This window comes from Flavobacterium flavipigmentatum (assembly GCF_020911905.1).
GTDB classification, from domain to species: domain Bacteria; phylum Bacteroidota; class Bacteroidia; order Flavobacteriales; family Flavobacteriaceae; genus Flavobacterium; species Flavobacterium flavipigmentatum.
Window position 1 is genome coordinate 137,916 of record NZ_CP087133.1, and the last position, 21,252, is coordinate 159,167.

At 35.0% G+C, this 21,252-nt stretch carries 18 protein-coding genes; 12 read left to right on the forward strand and 6 right to left on the reverse strand.

The features are described 5' to 3' along the window. Positions 1-5: 5 nt before the first annotated feature. The 3 genes from LNP22_RS00685 to LNP22_RS00695 form a co-directional block, all read right to left on the reverse strand. Positions 6-632, reverse strand: coding sequence for a hypothetical protein (locus tag LNP22_RS00685; RefSeq protein WP_229974855.1), 627 nt, complete (start codon positions 630-632; stop codon positions 6-8). After that, positions 633-3,041 carry a TonB-dependent receptor gene (locus LNP22_RS00690; protein WP_429670531.1) on the reverse strand — a complete coding sequence of 803 codons (2,409 nt, stop codon included), beginning with the start codon at positions 3,039-3,041 and terminating at the stop codon, positions 633-635. Positions 3,042-3,109: 68 nt separating this feature from the next. After that, positions 3,110-4,807: a M23 family metallopeptidase gene (locus LNP22_RS00695; RefSeq protein ID WP_229974857.1), complete on the reverse strand. Its 1,698-nt coding sequence runs from the start codon at positions 4,805-4,807 to the stop codon at positions 3,110-3,112. A 178-nt stretch (positions 4,808-4,985) separates the two neighbouring features. On the opposite strand from LNP22_RS00695, the gene LNP22_RS00700 reads away from it, so the two are divergent. The 3 genes from LNP22_RS00700 (at position 4,986) to rny (ending at position 7,346) form a co-directional block, all read left to right on the forward strand. Then, entirely contained in the window at positions 4,986-5,276 is a 291-nt protein-coding gene (locus tag LNP22_RS00700) for a hypothetical protein (RefSeq protein ID WP_210667569.1), read from the forward strand. A 4-nt stretch (positions 5,277-5,280) separates the two neighbouring features. Continuing rightward, complete coding sequence (locus LNP22_RS00705) at positions 5,281-5,574, forward strand: cell division protein ZapA (RefSeq protein ID WP_210667568.1); 294 nt, start codon at positions 5,281-5,283, stop codon at positions 5,572-5,574. 209 nt (positions 5,575-5,783) lie between these two features. Next, positions 5,784-7,346, forward strand: a complete 1,563-nt coding sequence (gene rny, locus LNP22_RS00710; RefSeq protein WP_210667567.1) for a ribonuclease Y — start codon at positions 5,784-5,786, stop codon at positions 7,344-7,346. Positions 7,347-7,404: 58 nt separating this feature from the next. Here the strand turns inward: rny and LNP22_RS00715 are convergent, their stop codons facing one another. The 3 genes from LNP22_RS00715 to LNP22_RS00725 form a co-directional block, all read right to left on the reverse strand. Beyond that, the gene (locus LNP22_RS00715) at positions 7,405-8,928 is read right to left on the reverse strand and encodes a PAS domain-containing sensor histidine kinase (RefSeq protein WP_229974858.1); all 1,524 of its coding nucleotides are present in this window, start codon (positions 8,926-8,928) and stop codon (positions 7,405-7,407) included. A gap of 110 nt (positions 8,929-9,038) precedes the next feature. After that, a complete protein-coding gene (gene xerD, locus LNP22_RS00720; RefSeq protein ID WP_229976339.1) occupies positions 9,039-9,935 on the reverse strand; it encodes a site-specific tyrosine recombinase XerD in 897 nt (298 codons plus the stop codon). Positions 9,936-10,016: 81 nt separating this feature from the next. Beyond that, complete coding sequence (locus tag LNP22_RS00725; RefSeq protein ID WP_229974859.1) at positions 10,017-10,580, reverse strand: porin family protein; 564 nt, start codon at positions 10,578-10,580, stop codon at positions 10,017-10,019. Positions 10,581-10,852: 272 nt separating this feature from the next. Between LNP22_RS00725 and LNP22_RS00730 the strand changes: the two genes are divergently transcribed. The 9 genes from LNP22_RS00730 to LNP22_RS00770 all read left to right on the forward strand — a co-directional run bounded on the left by LNP22_RS00730 (position 10,853) and on the right by LNP22_RS00770 (position 21,238). Next, positions 10,853-11,413 (forward strand): porin family protein, encoded by a 561-nt coding sequence (locus LNP22_RS00730; RefSeq protein ID WP_229974860.1) that lies wholly within the window; start codon positions 10,853-10,855, stop codon positions 11,411-11,413. Positions 11,414-11,483: 70 nt separating this feature from the next. Next, positions 11,484-11,903, forward strand: a complete 420-nt coding sequence (gene aroQ / locus LNP22_RS00735) for a type II 3-dehydroquinate dehydratase (protein WP_229974861.1) — start codon at positions 11,484-11,486, stop codon at positions 11,901-11,903. 65 nt (positions 11,904-11,968) lie between these two features. Further along, on the forward strand, positions 11,969-14,458 hold the full coding sequence (locus LNP22_RS00740; protein ID WP_229974862.1) for a DUF5686 and carboxypeptidase regulatory-like domain-containing protein: 2,490 nt from the start codon (positions 11,969-11,971) through the stop codon (positions 14,456-14,458). Between the two features lie 477 nt (positions 14,459-14,935). Continuing rightward, on the forward strand, positions 14,936-15,781 hold the full coding sequence (locus LNP22_RS00745) for an RteC domain-containing protein (RefSeq protein ID WP_229974863.1): 846 nt from the start codon (positions 14,936-14,938) through the stop codon (positions 15,779-15,781). Positions 15,782-16,030: 249 nt separating this feature from the next. Beyond that, a complete protein-coding gene (locus LNP22_RS00750) occupies positions 16,031-16,384 on the forward strand; it encodes a helix-turn-helix domain-containing protein (protein ID WP_229974864.1) in 354 nt (117 codons plus the stop codon). A 25-nt stretch (positions 16,385-16,409) separates the two neighbouring features. Next, entirely contained in the window at positions 16,410-16,718 is a 309-nt protein-coding gene (locus LNP22_RS00755; RefSeq protein ID WP_229974865.1) for a helix-turn-helix domain-containing protein, read from the forward strand. Between the two features lie 84 nt (positions 16,719-16,802). Then, complete coding sequence (locus LNP22_RS00760; RefSeq protein ID WP_229974866.1) at positions 16,803-18,272, forward strand: DUF3945 domain-containing protein; 1,470 nt, start codon at positions 16,803-16,805, stop codon at positions 18,270-18,272. A gap of 6 nt (positions 18,273-18,278) precedes the next feature. Beyond that, positions 18,279-20,363 (forward strand): type IA DNA topoisomerase, encoded by a 2,085-nt coding sequence (locus LNP22_RS00765; RefSeq protein ID WP_229974867.1) that lies wholly within the window; start codon positions 18,279-18,281, stop codon positions 20,361-20,363. Positions 20,364-20,389: 26 nt separating this feature from the next. Next, positions 20,390-21,238 (forward strand): ORF6N domain-containing protein, encoded by an 849-nt coding sequence (locus LNP22_RS00770; protein ID WP_229974868.1) that lies wholly within the window; start codon positions 20,390-20,392, stop codon positions 21,236-21,238. Positions 21,239-21,252: the final 14 nt, after the last annotated feature.

A 21,252-nucleotide genomic window follows, 5' to 3' on the forward strand; every position in this document is an offset into this window, starting at 1 on the left:
TTGTATTATTTGTTTTTATTGAATTTTACTAGCGCGAAGATATTGAGAAGTGCAATTCCGAGATAGCCTAGAAAAAGAATCCATTGTTCTTTAAAAAAAGAAACTTGAAAAACATGAAGTTCTTTTTTTTGATTTTCTTCTTCCATTCTAAGCGTATTTTCTCTTGTACTTGCCATAGTTCCACAAATAAACCCGTGTTTCTTTTTCGGCTTTGCATGTGCGAATGCATACATATTGTCTGAAAACAATGCCCAAACAGGCATTTTTTCTTCAACCATTATATCCATTATACTAACAAAAGTATCATAATCTGTTTTTGATCCGAAATGAATTTTAGCTCCATTTATACTATCAAATCTTTTCACTAAATCACGGGTGAAGAATCTCAATTCGTTTAACTGTTGTTTATGTTTTGATTTCTTTTCGTTAAAACTAAAAGTCCTATATTTTCTTAAATCTTCAACTTTATATTTTTCAAAATCTTCTTTATCGGGAATGCCGAATTCCAAAGAACCATAAACCTTAAAAGCATCAATTTTATAAAAATAATAAAAACACATAAGAGGAATAAAAATCAAAGAAATCATTCCCGGAACGTAAAAAATTTTCCTTCTTTTAAGTTTTTTATCCATTTATAACCTTGCGTTCAGTTTTAAATTAAAAACTCTCGAAGTCATATAATTCGGAATAGCATATTGGTTTTTAGAATACACATCTCGCACCCAAGTATTGGTTATCGCGTTTTGATTGTTAAACAAATTGAAAATCTCTAAACCTAATGACAATTCTTTGAAGTTTTTAAGCCAATTGGCTTTGGCTACTTTTGTGTTGGTATTGACAAAAACTTTAGAAAAACCAACATCTACTCTACGATAATCATTGAGGCGGTTTTGATAAAAATAAGGATCAGAATATGAGGGCGAGCCTCCAGGCAAACCTGTATTGTAAACCAAATTCAGGTATAATTTTACACTCGGAATATTCGGCATATAATCCTGAAACAACATCGCAAACTTCAACCTTTGATCCGTTGGACGCGCTATAAATCCCTTATTTTGGTAATTTTCTTCCGTTTTTAAATAGCCAAAACTAATCCACGATTCAGTTCCCGGAACAAACTCACCATTCAATCTAAAATCAAGTCCTTGTGCGTACGCTTTGGCATTATTATCTGCTACGTAACGGATGCGAACATTGTCGATAGAATAGGTATTAACATCTGTAAGCGATTTATAGTAAAGCTCTGTTACCCACTTAAAAGGGCGGTCCCACATCTTAAAACTATAATCATTACTCAAGACAATATGAACAGATTGCTGTGCTTTTACATCAGGATTTACCACCCCATCTGCATCACGTAGCTCTCTATAAAAAGGAGGCTGATGGTATAATCCTCCCGAAATTCTAAAAACCATGTCCTTCTCCCAATCGGGTTTTATAGCAAATTGCGCACGTGGACTAAAAACAACTTGATTTTTACCTTCTACGGCAGCTCCACTCACCTGCCAACTCTGAAAACGAGCACCAATCGTATACCAAATTTCGCTAGAACCCAACGCTCCTTTATTGCTCCACTGTGTAAACCCCGAAAATCGATTGATTGTATTAAAATTAGTCGCACGAATATCCTGATAAGGCAAAAGCGGACCCGTATAAGGCACATCGGGCTGATTATTTCGAGGTAAAACGATAATTGGAGGATTTATAGAAAACCCTGCCGAATCAATTACTTCCCACTCGACTATTCGGTCACGAATGGATTCTCGGGTATATTTTAAACCAAATTCTAACTCACTCGTCTGCCATTCTTTAAAACCTTTTATTTCAATATTGGCAATCAAAGCGTCTAAATCATTTCTTGCATGATTGAGTTGAGAACCGATTCCACGTGTAAAATCTACATTATCAGGATTTGTTGTCCCGTCCGGATTTACATTACCTAAACGATATTGCGCCAAAATATCAAAATGTTCTTGTTCGGTTGTATGAAATAGGGAACTTATCAGCTTCAAATTAAAACTTTGCGATACTTTGTAAATGGTTTTAAAAGCACCAAAATAAGTATCGTACTGATCTTTTTCCTGACCTTCATAGTATACGGCAAGCGACATTGGCTGGTCTATGGTTCCAAATTTTGTTTCCCGTGTGAGAGGACGATACAAATATTTATTTTGCGAAATATTCCCTAAAAAACTCATTTGCCATTTCTCTGAAATATCGTAATTTATATTCGTCTGAATATCTGCAAAAGTCGGAGTATAATTGGTTTGCGTATCCTGACTGTTTACCAAAAGGCTATTATTTCGATAGCGAACACCTGTTACGGCAGACCATTTTTTATTTTTAGAAACGGCATCAACTGCAAAGCTTCCGCCAAGAAAACTTGCCTCGAGAACAGCTCCAAATTCGGTTGGTTTTCTGTACGTAATGTCTAAAACCGAAGACAATTTATCGCCAAATTTGGCCGAAAATCCTCCCGCAGAAAAATCTATATTTTGTACCAGATCAGTATTTGTAAAACTCAGACCTTCTTGCTGCCCTGACCTTATTAAGAAAGGACGATAGACTTCAATTTCGTTTACATACACTAAATTCTCATCATAATTTCCCCCGCGAACGGCATACTGCGTACTCAATTCGTTATTAGAATTTACACCCGGTAATGTTTTAAGGATATTCTCGATTCCGGCGTTGGCACCCGGAATTTTTCTGATGGTTTCTGAATTGATAATCGTGATGCCTTGTACGCGTTTTTTGTTTCGAGAACTTACAAAAACTTCGCCCATTTGTTCTTCTGATCCACTCATAACGGGATTAAAAACAAAGGTTTCATTTGGCTTTAAAGTCACCGTTAAAGTCATCATTTTTAACGAAATATGTGTAAAAACCAAAACTGTTTTTTTATTGGAAGCCACTTCAATTTCAAAAAAACCATTCGCATCTGATTGCGAAACATTTCCGGAACAGGAAATATTAACATCAGTTACCGGATGATTTTCAATATCTAAAATAACTCCTTTTACACGAGCATTTTGCGCCATCGAAAAATAACCAATGCCTAAAAAAAGGAAAACAAAAAGTAACTTATTATTATTCAATCTTTATGATTTTATTTTTGTTGACTTCTAAAAAAATGAGTCTCAAAGATAGCAGAATTACCCATATTATCGACCACTTCAATTTTTAAATCATTAGCTCCTTCCGCTAATAAAGTATCATCAAATTTATGGGTGATTTTTCTCGTTTTATTATCATATTCAAACAAAATCCAGTTTCCATTTAGATATCCGTTATACGATTTTATGCCCGACAAATTATCGTTAATAATAAATTGAATGGTTTTCATCTCCGAAATCCATTTGTCCTGAATCGGTTTTAGTATTTTTATTGTAGGAGCAATTGTATCGATCGCCAAACCATATTGTCCTAAAATTTTAGATTTAGTTGAAAAAACACCATTTTTTTCTGTCGTCGAATAATAGCTGATACTATTTCCCGAAAATTTTCCGATGAATACTTTCTCGCGTTGCGCCGCTGTGTAAGAAGTGCTATCCTGAATGGTTATGGTAAAATTAGAATGCGCCGGAACCGTATCGTCGTGAATGTAAATTCGGTTATTTTTTACATCAAAATTCATTTTAAAATCATTATAAAATGTGCCTGCAGGAAAAAAGACCGACATGTTGTCCTTTTCAAAATTAGAATCTTTGTCTGAACGAATAAAATACGGCGCCGTTTCATTTTCAGCCTTGACGATTGGTGAAAGATTATCAAACTCTACAGGAATTGTTACCGAATTTTGATTGCCAAAATAATCCGAAACTTCAACTCGGTAAGTCGAACTTAAATTTGGAACCACAGGAATTTCCCCGTGCAGCGAATCTGTTTTGATAATACTCAGGGCAAAAGGCTTTTCCATAAAAAGTTTCTGAATGCGCTGACCTGATTTTTTGTATTTTGAGTAATCTATAAAAGCATTAATATACCGCATTTCATCAAAAGAATATGTGTTGAAGGTGTATTGATAATTCTGGCTTCCGTTTAAAAAAGCGGTCACATTATAAACACCATTTTTATTAAAGGAAACATCATCAAAATCGACCGTATTGATTCCGAAACCAATTGCTCCGTTGGCTTTTACTTTATTGGCAAGATACGTTCCGTCTTTTTGAAGAGAAAGATTCAGCAATAAAGGTAGTTTTGACTGATTTACGACGGTATTTTTTAGTGGATAAACGTATAAACTCGAAATAGTTGGTTTTTTGGTATCTTTAAATTCTTTATCAAACCCAAAAAATAGCGGATTGATTATAAATTCGGTTTTAGAATCACGAAATTCGAAATGCAAATGCGGGCCTTCAGAAGAACCCGTATTGCCGGAAAGCGCAATTATTTGTCCTTTTGTCACGGGCAACTCATCAGGTTTTAGAAACAACTCTATCTCGAAAGCCTTTTCTTTATAATGGTTTTTTTGAACATAATCCTGAATGGCGCCAACCGGATTCTGCAAGTGTCCGTATACAGAAGTATAACCGTTTGGGTGCGTAATATAAATGCATTTACCGTTTCCGAAAGTAGAAATTTTTATTCTCGAAACATAGCCATCCGCCACAGCGTAAACATTTAAGCCTTCTCTTTGATTGGTTTTTAAGTCGAAACCAGCATGAAAATGATTTGGTCTAAGTTCTCCAAAATTTCCAGAAAGCTGCATCGGAATATCAAGCGGTGAACGAAAATAATCTTTAGGATATTCTGTCTGCGAAAAAATGAAATTGCAAAATAACAAGGAAAAAATAGTCAGTTTCATGGGTAAGCTTTTTGCTAAGATAAAAAATAAGACCCAAAAAAGCTTAAAAAATCGATAAAAATACAATTGTTTGAATTTCATTTATTTATCTATTTTTAATGTAAAAAAATCGATAAAAAATTGCATTAATAAAAAGGAATACTAACTTTGTATGATTAAGTAATGAATAGGATTTATAATGAGTGTAATTGCCGAAATAATTGATACTCTTGAATATAAAGTCGAAAAACTTTTTTCGAAAATAAAAGGTTTAGAGAAAAACAATCAAGACTTACGATTAGAACTCACCAAAGCTGCGCAAATTATCCAGAAACAATCTGAAGAAATTGAGGCTTTGCAAAAGCAATATGACACACTTAAAATAGCCAATTCGTTACTGGGCAGTGACAATAATAAGAGAGAGACAAAGCTTAAGATAAATTCATTAATTCGCGAAATTGATTACTGTATAGCGCAATTATCAGATTAGACACATGGACGGAAAGCTACGAATCAAAATATCAATTGCAGACAGAGTTTATCCGCTCACGGTTGAACCCAATCAGGAAGAAGGACTGCGAAGTGCTTCAAAAAAAATTGATGCTATGATCAAGCAATTCGAGGAGAATTATGCTGTTCGTGACAAACAGGATGTGTTGGCGATGTGTGCTTTACAATTTGCTTCGCAAGTAGAACAAAAACAAATTGACAGCGCAGTTGATGGAGTAGCAACCATTGACAGAATTAAAAGATTAAATTCGCTTTTAGATCAATATCTCGAAAATTAAACGTTCTTTACAGCAACTAAGATACTGCCTACATTAGTTCATTTTTTGGTAAACTCAACACTAACAATTTAGAATGAGCGAATCATCACTACTATAGCATGCCCTGCTTTGGCAAGGAAACTTGAACAGTGAGTTAGCTCAAAACTTGTCTTTACGAGTTTATTCAAGCAATTAATGTAGGCTTTTTTTATATATAAATTTTAACAAACATGGACATTATAACGATCATTATTTCAGGTATAATAGGTATTGCAGGAGGTTTTGGAATAGCTAAAATTATCGAAAAAAGCAATATTTCAAACTTAATAAAAAACGCCAAAAAGGAAGCAGCGTCAATTTTAAAAGATGCCAATTTAGAAGCCGAAAACATTAAAAAAGATAAAATACTTCAGGCAAAAGAGCGTTTTATCGAACTAAAATCAGAGCACGAACAAGTAATTTTAGCGAGAGATAAAAAAGTAGCAGAAGTAGAAAAGAGAGTACGTGACAAGGAATCACAAATTTCGAATGAACTTTCGAAAGCTAAAAAAGTAAACGACGATTTTGAAGCTAAAACACAGGAATACAATAACAAAATTGAAGTTTTAGACAAAAAACAGGCCGAAGTTGATAAATTACACAAAAGCCAATTACAACAATTAGAAGTTATTTCGGGATTATCTGCAGAAGAAGCAAAAGAGCAATTGGTAGAAGGTTTGAAAGCCGAAGCCAAGAGTAAAGCAATGTCGCATATTCAGGATACTATTGAAGAAGCAAAATTGACTGCACAACAGGAAGCTAAGAAAATTATCATTAATACGATACAAAGAGTTGGAACGGAAGAAGCGGTTGAAAACTGTGTTTCTGTATTCAATATTGAGTCTGACGATGTAAAAGGTAGAATTATTGGTCGTGAAGGTCGTAATATTAGAGCTCTTGAAGCTGCAACAGGAGTAGAAATCATTGTAGATGATACACCTGAGGCTATTATTCTTTCTTGTTTTGATCCGGTTCGTAGAGAAATTGCCCGTTTGTCTTTGCACAAATTAGTAACAGACGGCCGAATTCACCCTGCAAGAATTGAAGAAGTTGTGGCAAAAACAGCCAAACAAATTGACGATGAGATTATTGAAGTTGGAAAACGTACCGTTATCGACTTAGGAATTCACGGATTACATCCTGAATTGATAAAAGTTGTGGGTAGAATGAAATACCGTTCTTCTTACGGACAAAACTTACTACAACACTCGAGAGAGGTTTCTAAGCTTTGTGGTATCATGGCCGCCGAATTAGGATTGAATGTAAAACTGGCAAAAAGAGCTGGTTTACTTCACGATATTGGTAAAGTTCCGGATACAGAAAGTGATCTGCCTCACGCTTTGTTAGGAATGCAATGGGCAGAGAAATATGGCGAAAAAGAAGAAGTTTGCAATGCAATTGGAGCACACCACGATGAGATTGAAATGAAATCATTATTGTCTCCTATTATTCAGGTTTGTGATGCTATTTCGGGAGCGAGACCAGGCGCAAGACGTCAGGTTTTAGATTCTTACATTCAGCGTTTAAAAGATCTTGAAGAAGTTGCTTATGGATTCAACGGAGTTAAAAATGCTTATGCAATTCAGGCTGGTAGAGAATTACGTGTCATTGTAGAAAGCGAAAAAGTTTCTGATGAAAACGCAGCCAATTTATCTTTTGAAATTTCACAAAAAATTCAAACAGAAATGACTTATCCAGGTCAGGTAAAAGTTACGGTAATTAGAGAAACAAGAGCAGTAAATATTGCGAAATAATTCCTTCTTTATAAACAAAAAAAGCTGTCAATTGACAGCTTTTTTTGTTTTGAGACTTTTAGAGATCATCAAAAATAATTTTAAAAGTGGTTCCAACTTCTACTTCGCTCTCTACTGAGACACTGGCTTTCATCGCATCGAGTTGGTTTTTGATGATGTACAAACCCAAACCCCTTGCGTCTTCGTGTTTATGAAATGTCTTATACATTCCGAAAAGCAAATCGCCATAGACAGTCAAATCTATCCCCAGCCCATTGTCTTTTATTTTTAAGGCTTTATGACCATCTGATTCTATCGAAAACTCAAAAATAATAACAGGATCACGCTGAGGATGTGCATATTTTAGAGCATTTGTAGCAAAATTTAACAACACACTTTCGAGATAAGCGGGATTAAAATCAATAAAAACATATTCAGGTACATTATTGATAACGGTAAATTTATTTTCATGATTCTCAAAACCCGTGATAGCCGTAATGGTTCTGCTTATATACTCATGCAAGTTTAACGACTTTACTATAATATTGATATTGGTTTGCGTTTTTACAATTTGCGCCAGATCTGAAATAGTATCGTTTAAACTATTAGAAATCGTTCGTAGATGGAGCAACATTTCATCTACGTTTTCTTTCTTCTGATCGGCGTCTATAAAGTCTAAAATCGATTTTATATTACCTGCCTGTGTTAGTAAATTATGCGAAACAATATGCGAAAAATTGAGTAAACGACTGTTTTGATCGCTGTATAACTTCATAGTTTTTAAAAGTTCGAGTTCTTTTTCTTTTTGAGCCGAAACATCGGTATGAGTACCAATAACCCGTAAAGGCGATCCGCTGGAATCCCTTTCGATTACCTTACCGCGATCCAAAATCCATTTGTATTTTCCGTTGGAAGTCATTACACGATGATAATTTTCATAAAACGGAATTTTATTATCAAAATGTTCGTGAATGTCGGCATAATATTTATTCAAATCATCCGGATGCACAATCTTATCCCAACGCTCGGGATTATCCATTACATCAGCAGAATCTAACTCTAAAATCTTCAGCGAAAGCGAAGAATAGAAAACATCATTGGTAACTAAATTCCAATCCCAAATTCCGACCGTAGAAGCTTCAAGCGCAAATTTAAATCGTTCTTCAGAAATTTTAAGCTGCAATTCGTGTTCCTTTAAATCACTTACATCCGAAACATGACCCAGAAAAACAACACTATCTTCTGCAGTCTTTTCGGGTGTGGCCATTATCTTAAACCATCTTAATCCTTTCTGCGGCAAGACCACTCTAAACTCCATTTCCCATGTTACCAACTCTTTTTTTGAGGCTAGAAAACTATCAAAAAAACGTTGTTTGTCAAGATGAAAAATTCTTCCGTGAAGCATCAGTTCGGTATTTTTTAAGAAGTCTTCATCATTCAATTCAAAAATTTCCCTGACCGATTTACTGACGAAAGGAAGAGTGTAATTAAAGTTGGAATCGACTACCAACTGGAAAAAAAAATAGGGAATCTGAGCAAATAATTTTTTATAAAAGTTATTTGCTTTCACACTGTCATCATTTTCATTTAAATCAAAAGCCATATTTATGGAATAAATTATCAATCATCAGGACCTAAAACAATCAGCAATACATTCAAGAAAGAGTTATTATTATAAATAAATTAACACGAAATATAGTATAAATATACACATTATTTTCTAGGATGAAAATTATTGACGATATCTTTTAAAAAACGCCGGTCTAAATGTACATAGATTTCTGTAGTTGTAATAGATTCATGCCCTAACATTAACTGAATAGACCGCAAATCGGCACCATTTTCGAGCAAATGTGTTGCGAAGGAATGGCGTAACGTATGTGGACTAATATTTTTATTTAAATTGATTTTGGATGCCAAATCTTTGATGATCGTAAAAATCATTGCCCTTGTAAGCTGATTGCCTCTGCGGTTTAAAAACAAAGTATCCTCCGCGCCTTTTTTAATAGTTTGATGTATTCTGACCGTTTTTTGGTAAAGCTCAATATAGTGCTGAGTTTGCATACCAATAGGCACAAATCGTTCTTTATTTCCTTTTCCTGTCACTTTTATAAAACCTTCCTCAAAAAACAAATCTGATATTTTTAGGGCTATCAACTCCGAGACACGAAGGCCGCAACCGTATAAAGTTTCCATCATAGCACGATTTCGCTCTCCTTCGTTAGAGCTTAAATCAATTGCCTCAATAAGTCGGTCAATTTCTTCAACCGATAAGGTATCAGGAAGTTTTCTACCTGTTTTGGGGCTCTCTATCAGCTCCAACGGATTATCAATTCTGTAATCTTCGAAAACCAGATAATTAAAAAAACTTTTTAGCCCAGAAATGATTCTGGCCTGCGACCTAGGATTCACCTCTTTGGCAACGGCATAGATAAATTCCTGAAGAGTTTCCTCTTTAATTTTTACAGGCGAAACCTCGATTTGATTGATTTCTAAAAAAACACAGAGCCGTTCAATATCAAAACTATAATTCTCGATCGTATTTTTAGACAAACCTCTCTCGATTCGCAAATACGATTGATAGTCTTTTATATAGGTGTACCAGTTCATGCTTGCAAAGTAAAACATTTTGGCACAAAAAAACCTTCCGAATTAGGGAAGGTTTTTGAATCTAATTTGAATCTGAGAAGATTAAAATTTATACGCTGCAGTCAAAGCCAAAACATTGTTGGTATATCTGTCATCATAATAGTATCCGTCATTATATCTGTCATTGTCGTAAACATTAGACAAACCAACTGTGTAGCGAATACCTACAGAGAAATTTTGAGTAAAATTATATCCTCCACCAATATTAAAAGCGGCATCTACAGTACGCTCATCGTCAATATTTTCGCTAGAAACTAGCAATCCAATCTGAGGACCTGCTTCAACGCTAAAAGTTTTAGTAATGTAATATTTTGCCAAAACCGGAATATTTATGTAATTTAAATTTACAGTATAATCGGCAGCATTACCATAATTATCAATTCTGGCACCTTGTGTAGAAAACAAAAGTTCCGGCTGAACAAATAATTTTTTCCAAACATTGATTTCTGCAAAACCTCCTAATTGAAAACCAACCAGAGCTTCAGCGTTTTCAGCGTTGCCAATTGTCGCGATGTTCAATCCGCCTTTTATTCCAAATCTAGTACTTTGTGCATTCGCAAATGCAAAGGAAATTACTGCAACTGCAGTCAAAATAATTCTTTTCATTACAATTTTTTTTTGGGGTTACAAAGGTCAAATATAACACCATTCTCTTTAAAGAATAATTTGTTTTTTTAGAAATAAAGCAGTAAATAAGCAAAAATAAGTCCAGAAAATAGCCATACATTATCATTATATAGATTAAAAAAGTATATGCTGATTTAATAAAAAACAGTGATTATGTTTGTTTTTTAACAAATCTGCACTCATTAGAAGACAATAAAATTACAATTCTATAGTTTTTAATGGTATCAAGTTTAATCAAAAAAACAAAATTTATGAAAAAGATACTATTAGCAGCAGTATTATTGGTAGCAACATCTGCAACCCTGCAAGCGCAGTTTTTAAGAATTGGAGTTAAAGGAGGAGTAAATTTTGCAAATCAAACGGGAGATGCTTCTTTGGAAGGAGTCGCTTTTGATAAAGATGGCATTACGAGTTTTCATGCAGGTTTAGTTGCAGAGCTCAAGCTACTAGATAGATTTGCTATACAACCAGAACTTTTATACTCAACTCAGGGAGCAAGCTATAAAAATGCTGTAGACGAATTTAAAAACGAATTAGGATATTTATCTATTCCTGTAATGGCTAAATTATATTTAACAGATTCATTCAGCTTAGAAGTTGGGCCACAAGCTTCATTTTTATTAAGCGAAAAAAACGATTTTGATGTTAAAGATGCTGAAACTTTTGAGTTTGGAGTTAATGCAGGATTAGGTTTTAAAATAACAAAAAGTTTGTTTATTCAGGGACGTTATAGCTTAGGATTGACAGAAGCTTCAAAAAATGCTGATGTTAAAAACTCAACAGTACAATTATCTGCAGGATTTTTATTCTAAAAAAACATATAGTTTTATAAAAGCCGTTCTAATTAGGACGGTTTTTTTTATTTTTACAAAAATTATTTTTATGAGAATTGCAATTATCAACGGTCCCAATTTAAACCTTCTTGGAAAAAGAGAACCCGAAGTATATGGAAGTCAGAATTTTGAAGATTATTTTGAAAGCCTGCAAAAGAAATTTATGAATGCAGAGCTCGCCTACTTTCAAAGTAATATTGAGGGCGAATTGATAGGCAAAATTCAGGAATATGGTTTTTCATACGACGGAATTATTCTCAATGCGGGTGCATACACACATACTTCTATAGGTTTGGGTGACGCTATAAAAGCCATTACAACACCAGTAATAGAAGTACATATCTCGAATACGTATGCACGCGAAAGCTTCAGACACCAATCGTATTTGTCTGGAAATGCAAAAGGCGTGATTCTGGGTTTTGGATTAAAAAGTTATGAATTAGCCATTCAATCCTTTTTTCTGGTTTGATTTTTAACAAATTTTTAATAACCACACCACTAACTTATCCTATTTTTGTGAGAGAAAAAACTTTCATGAAAAAACACTACCTACTAGCCCTTTTATTTTTTTCGATTTCGCATTTTTCCCAAATCAAAGGGACTATTACAGACGAAAAAGGAAACCCGCTTCCTTTTGTTTCTGTTTTTGAAGAAAACACCTATAGCAGCACTACATCAAACGAGCAGGGAGTTTATCAGTTGAATGTGAAAAAACTTGGGCAAAATAAAATTATTTTTCAATATTTAGGTTTCAAAACTCAAAAAATAGATGTTGCTCCAGAAGCGAAAACTCTAACCTTGAATGTAAAAATGCTAGAGGAAAGTTTTACGCTAAACGAAGTAATAATTGACCCCAAAAACAATCCTGCAAACGCCATTATAAAAAGTGCGATAGCCAACAGGAAAGAAAATTCTGAAAAAACAGCACGATATACTGCCGATTTTTATTCGAAAGGAATGTTTAAAGTCAAAGACTTACCTAAAAAACTCTTTGGACAAAAAGTGGATCTAGGTGCAGATATGGCCTCTAATCTCGACTCTACCGGAACGGGAATTTTATATTTATCTGAGACATTATCAAAAATTACTTTTGAAAAACCCAACAAAATAAAAGAGAAAATTATAGCTTCAAAAATTTCCGGAAACAACAGAGGTTACAGCTACAATACAGCCAGTTTATCAACTTATGATTTTTATGAAAATACTTTAGAATTTAGCATTAATATTATTTCGCCAATAGCTTTTAATGCCTTTAATTATTACACCTATACCCTTGAAGGTACTTTTTTTGATGAAAATAATCAGCAGATTAACAAAATAAAGGTCAAACCGAAACGTGATAAAGAACCCGTTTTTGAGGGCTATATTTATATTGTCGAGGATAGTTTTGCTATTTATGCCGTAGATGTAGACATACCAGGCTACAGAATGAAGCAGGAATTTACCGAAAAAATGAATCTTAAACAGACTTTCACTTATAATCAGAAAAATAAAATTTGGTCTAAAAACTCCCAAACCTTAGCTTTTAATGCAGGTGCGTTTGGCATTAAATTTTCGGGACAATTTAATTATATCTATTCTAATTATGAATTTCCAAGTTCTTTTGAGAAGAAGACTTTTGGCAACGAAATTGTGGCTTTTGAATTAAATGCCAACAAAAAAGACGATTCGTTCTGGAATGAAATTCGCCCTATACCTTTGACAATCGAAGAAAGCACTGATTATGTCAAAAAAGACAGCCTGCTTACGATTCGTAAATCGCAAAAATATATTGATTCTGTTGATGCCAAAAACAATAAATTTAAAATTTTGGATATCATGATGGGATATGATTACAAAAACACTTTCAAAAGTCGTTCTTTTGAATACAAAGGTTTACTGGACCTCACTTCGGCAAGTTTCAACACTGTTCAGGGGCTTAATATCGGTAGTGGTTTTACTTTCAAAAAATGGAATGAAGAAAACGGAAAAAGCACCACTATAAATACTGATGTTAATTATGGTTTTTCTGAGGAACGCTTACGTGTTACAGGAAATTTTACACATCGATTTAATAGTATCAATTATGCAACACTTTCGGTTTCTGGAGGGACAAAAGTGGCACAATTTAACAACGCCAACCCCATCAGTAAGTTAATCAATTCTGTAAGTTCTTTATTTTTTAAAGACAATTATATGAAGCTTTACAACTTAGAATTTGCTCAAATAAACTATGTCCAGGACATTGCAAATGGTGTAAATCTGAATGCAAAACTTGGTTACGAGCAGCGCAAACCTTTATTCAACACCACCGATTATTCTTTCTTCAAGAGAGACGACAGCTACTCTTCTAACAATCCTTTGTTGCCAAATGATTTTACTACTTCAGCTTTTGAAAAACATAATTTATTTAAAGCTACTTTAGGTGCCAGAATCAATTTTGGAAATAAATATATTTCGAGACCTGATGGCAGGTATAATTTTAAAGATGATAAATATCCAACGGTACTATTGGCCTTTGAAAAAGCATTTGCAGGAAGTGAAAAAAAATATGAATTTGAACGCATTGGCGCTGCTGTACAATACGATTTACCAATTGGAAACAAAGGAATTTTAGGAATGAATTTTAAGGCCGGAAAGTTCTTTAATGCCGAGAATATTTCGTTTATAGATTACAGACATTTTAACGGAAATCAAACTCATATTGGTCAGGCAGATCGTTATCTGAATGTTTTTAATCTAATGCCGTATTACAGCAACAGTACCAATAATAGTTATTTTGAAGCACATTTGGAGCACAATGACCAAGGTTTTATTATGAATAAAATTCCGTTATTGAACCTTTTAAAGTCGACTATGAATATTGGTTTTCATGCTCTGGCTATCCCAGATAGAAAACCGTATTCTGAATTTACAGTGGGATTAGACAATTTAGGATTTGGAAAATTTAAATTATTCAGATTAGATTATGTTCATTCTTACCAAAGCGGCATCGAGCAAAACGGAATTGTTCTTGGAATTAAGATTTTGAATGTTTTAGATTAAGGAAGAAGATACTAAGTCGCTTAGGTTCTGAGTTACTAAGCGAGTCTTTTTTTATTTTTCCTCTCCCTAACTATAAAAATTGAAAACCTTAAAACTTTTCATTACCTGAGATTGGGTTAGGGATAGAAGCGGTATCCTTTAGCTTTTTTCTTTAAAAAAATAAGTAAAGATAAAAGTCGCTATTAATAGTAGTTTATAACATTCGTTAACATTATCAGTAACGATTTAGTAATGGTGCTTACTGCACTTTCTTTCATTTCAATACCTTGTAAATCAGCACTGCAAATGTAATGAAATAAAGAGTAAGATATAATAGTACTTTACTATTTATTTTACTTCTTTTTACTTACACTATCAATAAATATAACCCCATAGGGGGTAAACTGTGGCATTGTTTTCAATATTATTTCGAAATTTTGGCATTGCAACAATCGTTGTGTATCCGAAATAAATAGGATAACTAAAAAAGATTATGCTATGGAAATAATGTTGAGTAAAATATTAACACAAATTCATCTTCAGGAAGATAAAATTTCTTCTACAATGATGCTAACGGCAGATGAGGCATACCAAATGACCTTGTTTCTAAACGAGATGTTGTACATCATAAAAGATAAAGTACTACAAAATAGCTTTGCGAATGAAAAACAGGAAATTGATTTTTTCAAGAATATTAAACCGCAAATTTTAGGAAAACTCATTTATTACAATAAAGTATTCCGTATTGAAACATCCTGCCCTGTGAGCAATGGTAAGATATATAAAAGTTACTATGGGAACCTATTAAAAATCCTTAAGTCAGAATATAAAGAAAGGATTTGCAATGAGGATTTTTATAGATACTATCGCGCAGGCAGGACAGACCGTGACCATAAATATTTTAGGCTAGGTCAAGTTAATTACCACGATGGTTTAAAGAGTGGCGTATTTGAAATTGATCTTAGTTTTTCAACTTATTATGATAACAAGAAAGCTTATATTATAGCAAATGAATTATTGTATAATTACTTGCTTACAAAAATTAACCTCGACGAAAACCCCGATGCCATTTTAAAAAATTCTGAATCAACAAATGATGTTTTTTGGACAAATAGTAAAAATGCACTCATAGAATTGGTTTATGCTCTTTATGCTTCTGGAGCGATTTCTCACGGTAAAATTGGTATCCGAAAAATGAGCTTAATGTTTCAGATACTCTTCCGGGTTCCTCTCGTAGATTTGCATCATGCTTTCCATCGTATGAAAACCCGCACAGGTTCTAGAACTACATTTTTAGACCAACTAAAGATATCCCTCGAAGAGTATATGGACAAAGAGCTTTAACTAAATTAAACAACCCTGTTCAAAGCAGTACACAAAATGTACAGCTTTTTCTTTGCCCATATCTGCCAATTGGTAAATATGGGCAAAACTCATCTACAAAACATCCCTAATCCTCCAAAACCTTTACCAAACAAGGGTTTTTCATAATTGTAAAAAAAATCAAAAAAACGCCAAACCAATTGGCAAGTATTGGCAGACAACCACTGCCACCTTTCACAATTTTGCATAGTGAACTTTAAATGCTGTGTAATGAAAATAATAACCATTGAAGAAGAAGCTTGGCAACAGCTAAACAGCCGTATCAACGCCATTGCAGATTATCTGAAAAGACAAGAAGATAAAAGCTATGATGGCCTTTGGCTCAATAACCACGAAGTATGCCAATACCTGCATATCAGCGAAAAAACCCTTTGGCGTATGCGTACCAAAGGAGAGATAACGTATTCAAAAATATATAGTCAATACTTCTATACTATTGGATCTATTAAGGATATGCTTAATGCCAATGCTATTCAGAGTAGCGATGAGTTTGTACAGGAACTTATGGCAAAAGGCAAAAGCTATATCGAAAAAGGCAGAAAGCTAAAGACAGATAAAAAATAGGAAGAATCCTTTAAAGTATATCCCTATGAATATAGATAGAATGGAATTTTTGGCGTGGATGGAACGCCTAATGGGTCGCCTTGATATGCTGGGCGACACTATAGCCGAATTACAAAAGAAACGCAACAATATAGACGGTGAGGAATTGTTGGATAATCAGGATTTGCTCCAAATGCTAAAAATCAGTAACCGTTCTCTGCAACGGTACCGCTCAATCGGAAAACTGCGCTATTATACCATTAGCGGAAAATTGTATTACAAGCTGTCTGATGTTCATCAGTTTATAAGGGAGAGTTTTAATCCTTCCGTAACTAAACTGAACGCCAATAAGTGACAAACACTGCCTTTGACTGCCACTTTGGGTAATGCAATAAAAGCTTCTTTTACATTCGGCAGTGAATTTTAAAATTTTCAGGCTATGAGTGAAGAAACAACAAATAAACAGGAAATGCCCGAACAGCTATCGGACATATTATTGGTGCTGGATAAAGAAAAAATGAAAATCCAAGCAGTAAAGAGTATTGACGAAAACGGAAAAATGGAAACCGTTGAACCAACGAAAAAGAACCAAAACCAATTTATGCGTGTGGACAAAAGTGGTGATTTCTTTTCCAACTTCTTCTCCAATTTTTTTAGCCAACTGAAGAACCCAACCAATTTGTCATTTTTTAAAGTATCGGCTGATGAAGCTGTAAATAAAGCAAAGGAAATGCAAAAGCAGGTAGATAACCCAACTCCCAAAGGTGAAAAAGTGATGAAAGAACACGAAGTAAAAGTCGAAGCAAAACAAAATAGTAAACAAGAAAATCAAAATAATATGGAAACAGCACAAACAACGCCGGAAGCAAGCGAATTCCGCTACAAGCCGGAACAGATTGATTGGGATACAATGAACAATCTAGGATTAAGTAAGGAATACCTTGAAAAAAGAAACCTCTTAGAACCTTTATTGAAAGGTTACAAAACCAATGAACTTATACCTGTGAGCGTTAATTTCGGTACAGCCATTCTCCGCACAGATGTACGCTTGTCTTTACAGGCTACCGAAGACGGAAGAGTAGTTCCTGCATTGAACGGCATCCGTAAAGAACCTAACCTTAACTTTGAGTTTTTCGGACACAAGTTTACGAATGAGGACAAGAAAAACCTGCTCGAAACTGGAAATATGGGTCGAGTAGTTGATTTGAAAAACTCCAAAACAGGCGAACTAATGCCTTCCATTATCAGTGTGGACAGGCTTACTAATGAGCTAGTGGCATTACGAACGGATTTTATAAAAATCCCAGATGAAATTAAAGGCGTTAAATTGGACGATACCCAAAAGCAAACCTTAATGGAGGGTAAACCGCTAAAGTTAGAGGGTATGATTTCCACGAAAGGAACAGAATTTTCGGCAACAGTACAGTTCAATGCAGACAAGCGTTATGTTGAGTTTCTGTTTGATAGAAGTAATTCTAATCAGCAAACGCAAAGCAACGGACAGAACAATCAACAAAGCAATCAGCAAAATCAACCACAGGAAGCTCCAAAAACATTCCGTGGTAAGGAACTGACCGATGAGCAAAATAAGGATTTCAAAAACGGTCAAACCATTTACATTGACGGCTTGACAGATAAAAAAGGACAACCTTATCAAGGCTATATCACTTTCAATAAAGAAAATGGGAAAACCAATTTTGAATTTCCCAATCAATACAAGGAAAGGATAAAACCTACTGAAGCTCATAAAACACAAACTGCCGTCAATTCAGAAGGTAAAACCAATGAGGCAACCAAGAACATCAAAGAGCCATTAAAATCAGGACAAAAAAATCCTGATAGTAAAAAGCAACAGGAAGAACAGGAAAAACCAGAAGCACCTGCAAAATCCAAAGGCAGAAAAATGTAATAAAGTATGAAAACAATAATTGCAGAAAAACCAAGCGTAGCAAGAGAAATAGCCAGCTTGTTGGGAGTTTCCGAGAAAAAGGACGGCTACCTGACAGGTAACGGCTATTATGTTACGTGGGCATTCGGTCATTTAATAGGATTAGGAATGCCAGAAGATTACGGGATTACGGGATTTGACAAAGCATCACTACCAATACTTCCCAACCCTTTTTTGCTGACCATTCGCAAGGTCAAAAAAGACAAAGGCTATACCACCGATACAAGAGCATTAAAACAACTGAAAGTTATCGAACAACTTTTTAATAGAAGCGATAGTATTATTGTGGCAACCGATGCAGGTCGTGAGGGCGAACTCATCTTTCGATACATTTATGAATACCTGAAATGTAACAAGCCCTTTGAACGCCTTTGGATTAGTTCGCTTACCGAAAAAGCCATCAAACAGGGTTTTGATAATCTTAAAGATGGAAAAGAATTTGACGGATTATTTCAATCCGCACAAGGCAGAAGCCGTGCCGATTGGTTGGTGGGCATCAATGCTACACAAGCGTTGAGCATTGTTGCAGGAAATGGCATTTACTCACTCGGAAGGGTGCAAACGCCTACATTGGCTTTGATATGCAAACGCTATCTGGAAAACAAGAGTTACTCTATAAAGAAATACTGGCAGATACAGTTATCGCACAACAAAGAGTTGCTAGATTTTAAAAGTCTTTCCAAAACCAAATGGGAAGACCAAAAAATTGCCGATGATGCTCTGAAAGCCATTCAGCGAAGCGAAACAGCAACAATTACATCGGTAGAAACAAAAAGTGTTACAGAACAACCACCTTTATTATTCGACCTTACTGGCTTGCAAAAAGAAGCGAATAAAAAACTGAACCTTTCTGCTGAAGAAACCCTGAACATTGCCCAAAGTTTGTACGAAAAAAAGTTTGTCACTTACCCACGTACCGGAAGCAAATATATTCCTGAAGATGTATGGACTGAAATTCCCAACCTAGTGAGGGCTTTGCAGGACAAAGAAACCTGCAAGCAAGCCGTATCAAAAATGAAATGGGGACGTTTCAATAAACGTATCGTGAATGATTTGCGTGTTACCGACCATCACGGATTATTGATTACAGATAAAATCCCGTCAGCACTGAATGCAAAGGAAAATGCCGTTTATGATATGATTGCCTTTCGCTTACTCGAAGCCATTTCACAAGCCTGCATCAAAGAGATAACCGATGTTGATTTACAGGTATTACATTACGATTTTACCGCAAAAGGTTGCAAGATTTTGGAAGCAGGCTGGCGTTCCATTAAAGGCAGTTTCTCTGATGATGATACAGAATCTGTACAGGATTTACCCGAATTGAAAAAAGGCGATCAGCTCAAAATCAAGGAAGCTACCGTTTTGGAAAAGCAAACCAAACCGCCTGTGTTATATACCGAAGCAGGTCTTTTGTCGGCTATGGAAAGTGCTGGAAAGAAAATCGAAAATGAAGAGGAACGGAAAGCCCTGCAAAATATCGGTATCGGCACTCCAGCTACAAGAGCTTCAATTATCGAAACATTGTTTACACGCAATTATATCCAACGGGAAAAGAAGTATTTAATCCCAACCGAAAAAGGATTCCAAGTTTTTGAATTGGTAAAAGATAGGAAAATTGCAGATGTAGCAATGACTGCCGAATGGGAATTGGCATTCCAGAAAATCGAGAACAACGAAGCAGATGCAGGAGCATTTCAAAAGGAAATGGAAACTTACGCTTCATCTATTACCAATGAATTGTTGCAAACTTCCATTGCCCAAAATAACCTGCCTAAATTGGTTTGTCCGAAATGCAAAAGCCAACAACTCTTTATCCGTGATAAAATTGTCAAATGCCCCGATGAGGTTTGTAATTGGGTGCAGTTCCGCAATATCTGTGGCATACAAATTGGTATAACCGATATTGAAAGCCTTGTCAGCAAGGGAAAAACTTCACTCATCAAAGGGATGAAAAGCAAGGCAGGAAAGAAATTCGATGCTTATATCGTATTGAATGACAAAGCCGAAAGTTCCTTTGAGTTTCCCAAAAACAAAAGCTATAAAAAGTAATGGAAAATTAATCTACCATTAGCCCAATGGAAATCAGAAACCTCATTTATACCATACGTGATAAACAAGTGATGTTGGATAGTGACCTTGCGTCATTATACCAAGTGGAAACAAAGAACCTTAACAAAGCCGTAAAAAGAAATATTGAAAGATTTCCCGTTTCTTTTTGTTTTCAACTGACCGAAGAGGAAGTTGAAAACTTGAGGTTCCAAATTGGAACCTCAAGTTTGAGCTACGGCGGAAGACGTTATTTGCCCTATGTATTTACCGAACAAGGGGTCGCAATGGCTTCTGCAATACTCCGTTCAGATATAGCTGTTAAACTCAGCGTTGAAATTATGGAAGCCTTTGTAGAAATGCGTAGAATACTAATGAGCAATGTTTCTTTATTTCATCGTTTGGATAAAATTGAACTAAAACAACTGGAAGCTGACCAAAAATTTGAAGAGCTTTTTAAGGCTTTGGAAAGCGATAAGCTCCACAGCGAAAAAGGTATTTTCTACAACGGGCAGATTTTTGATGCCTATACATTTGTTTCGGATATTATCCGGAGTGCCAAAAGTTCTATTATTCTTTTGGATAATTATACTGATGATACGGTATTGATCTTATTAGGCAAGCGAAGCGATGATGTAATCGCGACAATCTATACCAAAAGCATCAGCAATCAGCTACGGCTGGATGTGCAACGATACAACAGCCAATATCCTCCTATTGAAATTGAAGTTTTTTCCGATGCTCACGACCGCTTCTTGATTATTGACAATACGGAACTTTACCATATCGGAGCATCACTGAAAGACCTAGGTAAAAAATGGTTTGCGTTTTCTAGAATGGATATTGAGGTTGGTAGGATGCTCAGTTTCCTGACGTAACGGGAAAATCATTA